The 9,064-nt window shown below is 38.6% G+C and carries 8 protein-coding genes and 2 pseudogenes; 4 read left to right on the top strand and 6 right to left on the bottom strand.

What is annotated here, in order from left to right:
* The 3 genes from JMY09_RS13140 to JMY09_RS13130 form a co-directional block, all read right to left on the bottom strand.
* Positions 1 to 440: oleate hydratase (locus JMY09_RS13140; protein WP_201624249.1), on the bottom strand; the 440-nt coding region annotated here is incomplete at its 3' end.
* A gap of 106 nt (positions 441 to 546) precedes the next feature.
* Positions 547 to 1,200 carry an HdeD family acid-resistance protein gene (locus tag JMY09_RS13135; RefSeq protein WP_201624247.1) on the bottom strand — a complete coding sequence of 218 codons (654 nt, stop codon included), beginning with the start codon at positions 1,198 to 1,200 and terminating at the stop codon, positions 547 to 549.
* 98 nt (positions 1,201 to 1,298) lie between these two features.
* Complete coding sequence (locus tag JMY09_RS13130; protein ID WP_201624245.1) at positions 1,299 to 1,925, bottom strand: TetR/AcrR family transcriptional regulator; 627 nt, start codon at positions 1,923 to 1,925, stop codon at positions 1,299 to 1,301.
* A gap of 399 nt (positions 1,926 to 2,324) precedes the next feature.
* Here JMY09_RS13130 and JMY09_RS14775 point away from each other — a divergent pair, with 399 nt between their 5' ends.
* Both JMY09_RS14775 and JMY09_RS14840 read left to right on the top strand, forming a co-directional pair.
* Entirely contained in the window at positions 2,325 to 2,807 is a 483-nt protein-coding gene (locus JMY09_RS14775; protein WP_227677327.1) for an IS630 transposase-related protein, read from the top strand.
* 45 nt (positions 2,808 to 2,852) lie between these two features.
* The gene (locus tag JMY09_RS14840) at positions 2,853 to 3,122 is read left to right on the top strand and encodes a transposase (protein ID WP_201624243.1); all 270 of its coding nucleotides are present in this window, start codon (positions 2,853 to 2,855) and stop codon (positions 3,120 to 3,122) included.
* Between the two features lie 342 nt (positions 3,123 to 3,464).
* Here JMY09_RS14840 and JMY09_RS13115 read toward each other — a convergent pair.
* A pseudogene (locus tag JMY09_RS13115) lies at positions 3,465 to 3,667 on the bottom strand (hypothetical protein); the annotation flags it as partial.
* A 279-nt stretch (positions 3,668 to 3,946) separates the two neighbouring features.
* Here JMY09_RS13115 and JMY09_RS13110 point away from each other — a divergent pair.
* Positions 3,947 to 4,108, top strand: a complete 162-nt coding sequence (locus JMY09_RS13110) for a hypothetical protein (RefSeq protein WP_201624241.1) — start codon at positions 3,947 to 3,949, stop codon at positions 4,106 to 4,108.
* Between the two features lie 759 nt (positions 4,109 to 4,867).
* On the opposite strand, the pseudogene JMY09_RS13100 reads toward JMY09_RS13110, so the two are convergent.
* Together JMY09_RS13100 and JMY09_RS13095 are read right to left on the bottom strand one after the other, a co-directional pair.
* Positions 4,868 to 6,088, bottom strand: a pseudogene (locus tag JMY09_RS13100) (IS3 family transposase).
* Between the two features lie 116 nt (positions 6,089 to 6,204).
* Positions 6,205 to 7,095: a LysR substrate-binding domain-containing protein gene (locus tag JMY09_RS13095; RefSeq protein ID WP_201624239.1), complete on the bottom strand. Its 891-nt coding sequence runs from the start codon at positions 7,093 to 7,095 to the stop codon at positions 6,205 to 6,207.
* Between the two features lie 147 nt (positions 7,096 to 7,242).
* Here JMY09_RS13095 and JMY09_RS13090 point away from each other — a divergent pair, with 147 nt between their 5' ends.
* Complete coding sequence (locus JMY09_RS13090; protein ID WP_201624237.1) at positions 7,243 to 8,106, top strand: DMT family transporter; 864 nt, start codon at positions 7,243 to 7,245, stop codon at positions 8,104 to 8,106.
* The last annotated feature ends 958 nt before the right edge of the window (positions 8,107 to 9,064 follow it).

Here is a 9,064-nt window from a genome sequence, read left to right as displayed (position 1 = left end):
AGTCTATATTCATCTAGTACGCTGTATGGCTCAGGCATCTCGACTGCAGGAATATCTTGGAATACATCCCAAAAGTTCTCGTAGGTAAATTCCATCTCACGGCCACCACGTATGATGTAGCCATTCTTAGCATTACCTGAGCCATCCATGGAGCCGCCTGACACCTCTAGTTGCTCTAAAAAGGTGATATTTTCTGCCGGTACTTTACCATCACGAATGAAGTAGTAAGCACTGGATAAGCCCGCGATGCCACTACCGATGATATAGACTTTACTGTCCTTATAAGCGTCGGTTGGTCTACCGATATTGCGTTGATAGTTGCCTATTTTGTCAGCAAACGGCAAGGTGTTTTGTGGGTAGTGGTGTGGATAGGCTTTATTAGCATTTGGCTGGTGTGGAAAGCTGTCGATGTTTTTTTGTTTTTCATTAGTCTTTTTCATTATTATCCCCTTAGTGGGTTAAAGAGTCTTATGACTCAGTGTTGTTTTAAAATGAAGCTGTTATTAACTTAAATATTTATAGGTCAGTGACCAAATGAGAATGTAGTTATTTTTTACTGTTTAATACGTTATTAATTTCTTGTGATACTAAATTGAACCTACTTCTTAGTTCATTAGAAATATTATTTGGTAAGTCTTTTAGTCTTTTTAATTTAAAAGCAAGGTACATGCTGAAAAAGCCACTGGTTATCAGGGCTAAGCCAGTCCATATAACAACTGTCATGCCACCGAGTATAGGGTTAGATAATAAGATAAAGGAGAAAACAATACCGAAAACCCCTATTACTGTTAAATATCCCCAATCAGAAAAGCCATATTCTTTTAACTCAAATGAATGGCTGACAGCACTAATGGAACGAAACAATACTAAAAAACCCACATAAAAAAGCAGGGTAGCTTGCGATACTGTCGGGTTAACAAACAAAAGAACACCAACAATTAACGTTAAAACCCCAAGGGCTAAAAACCAACCCCAATTATTAAGTACCTCTTTATTTAATAAAGAAAATGCAATTTCAGAAACGCCTGAAATAATGAAAGATATGCTGAATAAAATAGCGAGCGCAGCATAAGACTCAAGTGGTGAAACAAAGGTATATATCCCGGTGGCAATAAAAATAATGCCAACGACAAGTGGGATATACCAATGATTAATGGTTTTATTGATGGTGCCGAAGATATTTCTAGTGATTGAACTCATTTTTATCTCGATATCTATGTATGTTGCAAAATAACGGCTTGATATAACATTAGGTGTCTTTAATGCAAAAAAGCTATGAGACAGATCATTGATCTATCTCATAGCTTTTTGGTACAGGTTGTGAAGAGGGATAAAATATAGTTTACATGCTGTTCAATAAATTCATCGGCAAAAGGATCGCTTCCGGATAATCTTGTAAACTGAGGGGCAAATGTATAAATAGACGTGGCTGCCCCCAGCAATAAATAGCGAATATGCATACTGTCTCCTTGAGGAGCCAATCCTAGTTTTTGTGCTCTTCGAATAATATCCAGCTCTTCATCATAAATAGTGCGTAAATAGTTTTCGACAAACCAGTCAAGTCTTTCCGAATCGCCCTGATTAGCCTGTATCAAAAAATGATGAATATCGGGGTAGTTAGCACAAAACTTTATAAAATCTTTTAACAGCACTCGTATTAAAGTAGGGGCTTCAATATCTTGCATGTTTCTGCGCTTCTCAAAATTGTGTTCACTGTAAATCTCAAAACATAATTTTGCGGTAGCTTTCCATAACGCCTCTTTAGAACCGAAATGATGGCTAATCAAGGTGTGGTTCACCTCTGCTTTTTTAGCAATGGCGCGCGTTGAAACACCATCAAAACCTGTTGAAGCAAACTCGGAAAGGGCAGCTGATAATATCTTATTTTTAGTTTGTAATGAGCGCTCTTGCTCTGCACGTTTCACAGGCTTCTCTTATTTCTTATTTATTTATGTTAAGCTTCTTAATCCTTATATTAACCAACTGTTCAATTATAGAATGTTAACTTATATTATCTTTTTGTTTTATTTTGTAATAATCATTATAAGAGTATAAAGAAACGTAAGTTTAGAAGTTGGGTGTTAAAGCGTGTCAACTTCTTAAAAATTGTCTACCAGCGTTTTGGGTACCAGATGAGGCGCATACGCTTAGCCAATAGGGCACTTTAAAGAGTGCGTTTCATTATATTTTCGAAAGTGTCGACAATCAATTAACGCAACGTTTAGAGTTTTTACTCTATAACTTGATCACACTGAAAGAGTATATATAGTCACCTGACCATGAAAGTGTTATAAAATAAACCAATTAAATGATTACCATTATAAATGACCATGACTTATTCCCTAGACTACCGCAAACAAGTTCTTAAAAGCTTAGATGAGGGCATGACCTTTGCCGAAGCTGCTGTTTTCTATAATATCAGTCCAACGACCATCCAGAAGTGGAAAAAGCGTCTCCACAGTAAAACCACTCGAGACATCAAGCCCTACAAAATAGAGAATGAAGGCTTAGCTCAAGATGTCAAAGACCACCCTGACGATTATCACTATGAGCGAGCACAGCGTTTTAATTGTAGCCCAACAGGTATCAGTAAAGCCTTAAAGCGAATTGGTATTAGCAAAAAAAAGACACTTGAGCACCCCAAAGCCTGTGCTGTGAGAAGAGCGACTTATCTGACCAAGCTTAACCACTATATAGATCAAGGCTTTGCCATTGTCTACATGGATGAGAGTGGCTTTGAAAGTGAGACGATACGCCGTTATGGTTACGCGCCTATTGGTAGCTCTTGCATTGATCGTTATAACTAGCAAGCTAAAGATAGAACCAATGTCATTGGCGCGCTCTATGGAAAGATGCTGTTTGCACTCGATTGCTTAAAGACTAACATCAATAAAGAGGTTTTCTATCACTGGTGCAAGTTTACGCTGATACCAAAGCTTAAGAAAAAATGTGTGATTATCATGGATAACGCTGCCTTTCATAAAAATAAGCGCGTTCAAAAGCTGCTTAATAGGCATGGTCACAGGCTATTATTCTTACCACCTTATAGCCCTGATCTAAATCCTCAAATGGGCTCAAGTGAAGTTTCTACGCCAAGGCTGGATGGAAAACGACTTATCTAAGTTGTTTTATGACATTTGTCCAAAACATAACTCTTTTGTGATGCAGTGACTATAGCACGCAAATTGTCAAATGAATTACTAGCTAAGCTGATTTATGAAACTCCTTTAGAATTGCAACCTTTTCAAGATAGAGCATGTAAGACTTGGAAGGATAAGCACGTCATACCTTACTTATTAGGCTATGATAAATCATTAAGTCCTTAGATTAACATGTGAAGTGCAATTTCAAAGAGCAGGTGAAAAGGAGGCCTAGATGCGCTAGCATCAAAGCTACTATCCACCGCCAAAGTGAGATTACAACCATGAGCTATATGAGCTATGCTGAAGAAACCAAGATTGCTAATGCTGGGTAAAGTATTGCCAAATCTGTTTGTTTTGATCAAGGTTTAAAAATTCACCGACCAGTTCCATAGTTCCATGCAAATGATCTCAGGATCACTCAGCTTTGGTGCGTAACCTGCACCTCGCAAGGGTTTGGTGACGACTATTTTGTAATATTGCTCTACCATTAAATAGATATTGATGATAAATTCGTCTATGGGCATCTCATGACTCCACTGTGTTCTTGGTCGAAAACAATAGATTAGTGAGATGCTCTTCTTTTTTCAATCACTTTCAATGTTGAGAGTGGGGTATAAATTGGTACTGGATATATTATATTATGCAGAAAATACTCATGGCATTAGTAAGCTAAATAAGGCACCTTGTGATTTTTCGCAGATAGGTATATTAATTAGCACTACAAACGAACCTTGATGATAGTGAGTTAGAATAGTACCTTTTGAATGCCAGCACCTATGATGAACTAGAGAGCAAGTAATAAAGTGAAGAAAGATAAGCAAAAAACAAAACAAGAATACGATTTTGAGGCTATTTGTCGTATTGCTGAAGAGCTAGATATTGCAGCTAGGGCATTAGATAAAACTGCTAATAGTCGAAATAAAAACTCTATTAAAGAGCAACTAAAACAAAGCAGCCTACTTTAATTAGTAGGCTTTCTTTATGCCTAAAAATGTACGCGAGTAATAAAGATTCATACTGAGTAATAAAGTATTATAATAGAATTTTAAACAATTGATTTATATGTCTTTTATTTATCTCGAGCTTAAAAATAACGCTCTCAGTATGAATCTTTATTTATTCTAAGGTTTTCTTATATATTAAAACCAAAAACTTAGAAGGGACTTGGGGTGATACTTTATTACTCGCTGACAAAATTCGACATGAAAAAGCCGCTACCAGTTATCTTATAGCGGCTTTTTCTATGCGTCTCGTGCGTTATTCGATTAACTCACATGGTGGATTAAAACCTTAAGGTGAGCCATGCGTTAATTGCCATTGTTTTTTATACAGCACACCGATGGCTGGCGCTGACTACTTATCTGTAAAGACAGACCCAGTAGTTGGGCTTCACTGTAGCTAGCATCATCATTATAAGTAATGAATATTACGATTAGATTACAATAAGCCCAAATCTAATTCAAACCCCAATTTTGACAACCTCATCTGAGTAAAGCACGCCATTCAAAGAAGGTTGTGAAGACTATATTATGTATACCTCTGGCAACCTTTTGCATCAATATTAGGTGGTAGGTGATGTTCTAAAAAGTATGCTGGCATCAGACATATCCATAATTGATATAAAAGAACATCAAATCAAAAACTTTTAAGTGGTTGTCGAGATTTTTAGAGAAACAACTGCCTCCTGCCGTCAAATCCGTACATATAAACTTGGGAGATTTTAATTACGCAGCCTGACGATAATAATCAAACCACACCGGTCTTGGCGATTTAGAGCCTAAACCCTTGTAACCCTCGTTTGGTTGTAGTACAACTCGATATATCTAATGATATCGGTTATGGCGGCAAATCTGGTCTTATAGTCCTGATGATATATCAGCTTATTCTTTAATACGCCCCAGAAGCTCTCTATGGGCGCGTTATCAAAGCAGTTACCTTTAGCGCTCATTGAGGCTGCAAACTGATGTCGCTTGATGTCGCTTGATGATCTTGTGATACGCATAGCTACAATATTGACTGTCTCTGTCAGAGTGAGCTATTAGCCCTTGGCTGGGTCGTTTGTTCTTAATCGCCATACTAAATAGCTGTCATGCGCTTATTAATGGCATAGCCGACCAGCTTTTTGGTGTATAAATCTTTTACTCCTGCTAAGTACAGTCAACCCTCGCTTGTCCAAATATAAGTGATGTCACTGACCCAAGACTCATCATTGGGGCGCTTAGCATGAAACTGCTGATCCAGCACATTTGGATAAACCATTTTATTATGGTTTGAGTCCGTAGTGACTTTAAAGCGTCTGTGGCGACGGCATTTGATACCATGTTCATCAAAGATACGTCTAACCATGTACAAGCTAATGTCATGGCCTTGCTCTATTAGCTTTGCATGCAGTCGCTCAATACCATAGCGCTCTTTAGTTCCACTGTGAGCGGCTTTAACTAATAGCTCACAGTGGTTACGGTGTATCTGCTGCTCACTAATGTAACGATTTTTCCAGTCATAGTAGCTTGCTAGTTTAACGCTTAGCACGCGGCACATAGTGGTGATGCTAAAGAAGTGCTGGTTATCTTTAATAAAGGCGTACCTGACTAACTGTGCTTTGCAAAGTACGCGGTGGCCTCATTCGAGCATAGCTATCATCTTGAGTCGGGGCGAAGCAGTACTTCGCTTCATCCCTCCTCATTTAGAGTCTCGCGCTCCTCTTCAGCAACTTTAAGCTGCCGCTTGAGCTGCTTTATTTCCTGAATAGCTGCCATAAGCTCAGGATCATATTCTTTAGTACAGATCAGCTTGCCTTCATTCGCTTTCTTGTGCCAGTTAGATAAGGTTTGCATGACTATGCCTAGCTGCTTTGCCGTCGCTGAAACATTGCCATTATTATCTGCTATCTTCTTAACGGCTTCAGCTTTGAATTCTGTACTATAGTTTCTGATTTTCTTGGTCATGATAAACTCCTCATTGAGTCGTTAGTTTACCAAGTTTATCTCTACGTTTTCTTCAGCATAGCTCACTGACTTTACCTATATCAAGACAAGCAGCGGCTGGGTACATGCTGCTTTTATTACTCACACTGAGATTCTAACCATTTAGATAGTTTAATAATATCATCCTTATTATTCTTTAATTTCTTGCAAACGAAGTAAAACTTATCCCCTGTTAGTAATTCATGCATTGGAATTCTAACAAGTTTCTGCTTATAATATTGATCTAGTATCATATAATTGTTAACGAGAGTAATACCCAGATTGTGCCGTGCGGCTTCTATAGCTAGTAGTACATGACTAAAATGATTTATCTTTATATTGTTCGGTAACTCAAATCCGCCTGCTTTACACCACCGCAGCCAATCCTCCGCTGTATTCTCACTTATATCTTTATACCTCACGGACAATATTGGATGCCGCCACAATGCATCAGGAAGTGGTTTATCTCTTATTTTCTCCCAAAGCTTTTGACCACAAACAGGATATAAAGTTTCAGAAAATAAAAACTTACTGATGAAAGAATGTGGGGAAGGATTTATGGTGATACAACAATCGGCCACTTGATTACTATGATCAGACGGATGGTTAACCATATCTAAAGTGAGTTCTATTTCTGGATACTGTCTATAGAAGTCTTCTAATCGAGGAATCAACCAATTTACTGCGACTGAACTGTACAGCGCTAAGCGTATATGCCCAGGTTTTCCATACTTAATAATCTGACTACTATCTGAAAGAAGACCCAATGCGCCACTCACATCTGTGAAATAACGCTCACCAACCTCTGTCAACGAAAAGGTCCGGCCTTGCCTGTAAAACATTGCTTCCCCAAGATACTCTTCAAGGATGCGTATTTGGTGACTCACGGCACTTTGTGTCACATTGAGGCTTTCTGCTGCTTTTGAAAAGCTGTTAAGCCGTGCAACGGACTCGAAGCACTGTATTGCACGCAGCGGTGGTAAATCCATTATTACCTCAGGTAATACTAAATATGTTTTATATCATTATACATCATACCGTTACTTGAATATACTGCCTGACAGATCGTTAAATCAGCATGAACCCATTGGGGTTTTAACAGTTTCTGAATTCTGAATAGGGCGGGGAGGCTAAGAATGCCAAAGATGAGTGTTGCATTTGCCATGACGCTATTGGTACTAGGAAATATCATTGCGGTCTTCTCAGACGCCTTGATAAAGGCCTTGCCCTCTGAGACGGCGGTATATCAATTTATCCTGTTTCGTCAATGCACAGCGGTTTTAATGCTGTTGCCATTTTGCTTAATTAATAAAAAGAACAAGTTATTCAGTAATATAAAATGGCACTTTGTTCGTAGTCACGTGTGGTTATTGGGTGTGATATTCATGGTACTGTCTCTTCAAGCACTGCCTCTTGCGACTGCGAATGCTATTTTTTATGCCGCCCCTTTATTTGTATTACCACTGGGTTTTTTATTTTATAAAGACAGATTAAATTTTCCGACTATCGCAGCCTCTATATTAGGTTTTGCTGGTATCCTCGTTATTGTACAACCGAAACAGATCAATTTAGGGGCGGTGTTTGCCCTTATAGTGGCGGTAACCATGGCGCTAAACAATCTGTTAGTTCGTAAACTTCCACAACATCATACTGTCTATCAAACGCTACTTTTGACCAATTTATTAGGAATCCCATTCGCGCTTGGTTTGGCTATTTGGGAAGGACAGCCATTTGATTGGCGCTCATTGATTACGGCCGCCAGTTCAAATATATTCATTTTGATTTATGCGGGTATATGCGTACAGGTGTACCGACACATTGAAGCGTACAAAGTCTCTAGTGCGGAATACTCAGGTTTACTAGGAGCGGTGGTGGTCGGCATCATATGGTTTAACGAAGTGCCAAACGTAACTTTGTTAATAGGTTCTGCGTTGATTATTTTACCTTTGATATGGCTTGCTACTCTTGAATCTATGAGGTTTAGACAAAAAATTGGGTAGGATAACTAGGGCGTGTTGAATATTCATAATTTCAGCCAGATATAAGCTGTAGTGGCATAATAAAACTGGACAGCGTATAAGAGGTTTATACTAGGGCGTGTCCTCATTTTAAAAATGGTGATAAAAATGAGATAAATTGTAGCCAAACAAGGAAAATAGTGCAGTTAATATCGGGATATTACCCAGCTGTTTGACGAAGTTTGGAAAAATTTAGCCATTTTTAGACCATTTAGATATCCATCGATTAAATTGAGGACACGCCCCAACCAAAAGAAAGAAAATAGTACGACCAACAAACGCAACCCATACTCTCGAGAATTCAAGTTATAAGCTATCAGTTTAGGCGTTGAACACAAGCATAAAATACCTGACGTTGCTGATACATTAGGTATAGGTAAGTCTATCCTGCAGAAATGGCTAAGTCATTATTGTTAAGCAATGAATGACCAAGCACCTAAAACTGGTAATGCCTTAACGGATGAATAGCGAGAGCTCCAAGAACTGCGTAAATAGGTTAAGCGGCTGACTATGGAGCGCGATATCTTAAAAATGCTTCTGCTCTTCTGGCATTAGACAACCTTAAAGGCTATTGTTGATCAGCCAGCTGCAGAGCAAAATAAACGGGTGAGTAAAGGCCTTCTGTGTAAGCTATTTGGCTTGATAAAAAGCAGTTACTATTATGGACTAAAGCCGCCACCCGTCCGCCTAGAAATCGTCAAGTACAAGGCGTTAATCCGTCAAATATTCAACGATTCCTAGCAATCGGTAGAGGCTCATACTAATGAGTAAGTATGGCAGCAAATTTTTACGTTATATGATAGCTAAGTTGATCTAACAAATCGGCCTTAAAAGCTGTTAGTTAAAGACGCATAAATACAAGCACGCTGATCAAACATATGACGATATATTAGCTTGAAACTTTAGCCCAACAGCGCCCAATCAAGTCTGTACGGGTGAT

Source organism: Psychrobacter urativorans, from assembly GCF_904846695.1.
Classification (GTDB): domain Bacteria; phylum Pseudomonadota; class Gammaproteobacteria; order Pseudomonadales; family Moraxellaceae; genus Psychrobacter; species Psychrobacter urativorans.
This window is presented reverse-complemented; position numbering and strand designations above follow the sequence as displayed.

Coding starts and splice junctions, on each gene's coding strand:
- JMY09_RS13095 (WP_201624239.1), bottom strand. CDS start 7,095: ATGGATTTACCACCGCTGCGTGCAATACAGTGCTTCGAGTCCGTTGCA.
- JMY09_RS14840 (WP_201624243.1), top strand. CDS start 2,853: ATGCTGTTTGCACTCGATTGCTTAAAGACTAACATCAATAAAGAGGTT.
- JMY09_RS13135 (WP_201624247.1), bottom strand. CDS start 1,200: ATGAGTTCAATCACTAGAAATATCTTCGGCACCATCAATAAAACCATT.
- JMY09_RS13090 (WP_201624237.1), top strand. CDS start 7,243: ATGCCAAAGATGAGTGTTGCATTTGCCATGACGCTATTGGTACTAGGA.
- JMY09_RS14775 (WP_227677327.1), top strand. CDS start 2,325: ATGACCATGACTTATTCCCTAGACTACCGCAAACAAGTTCTTAAAAGC.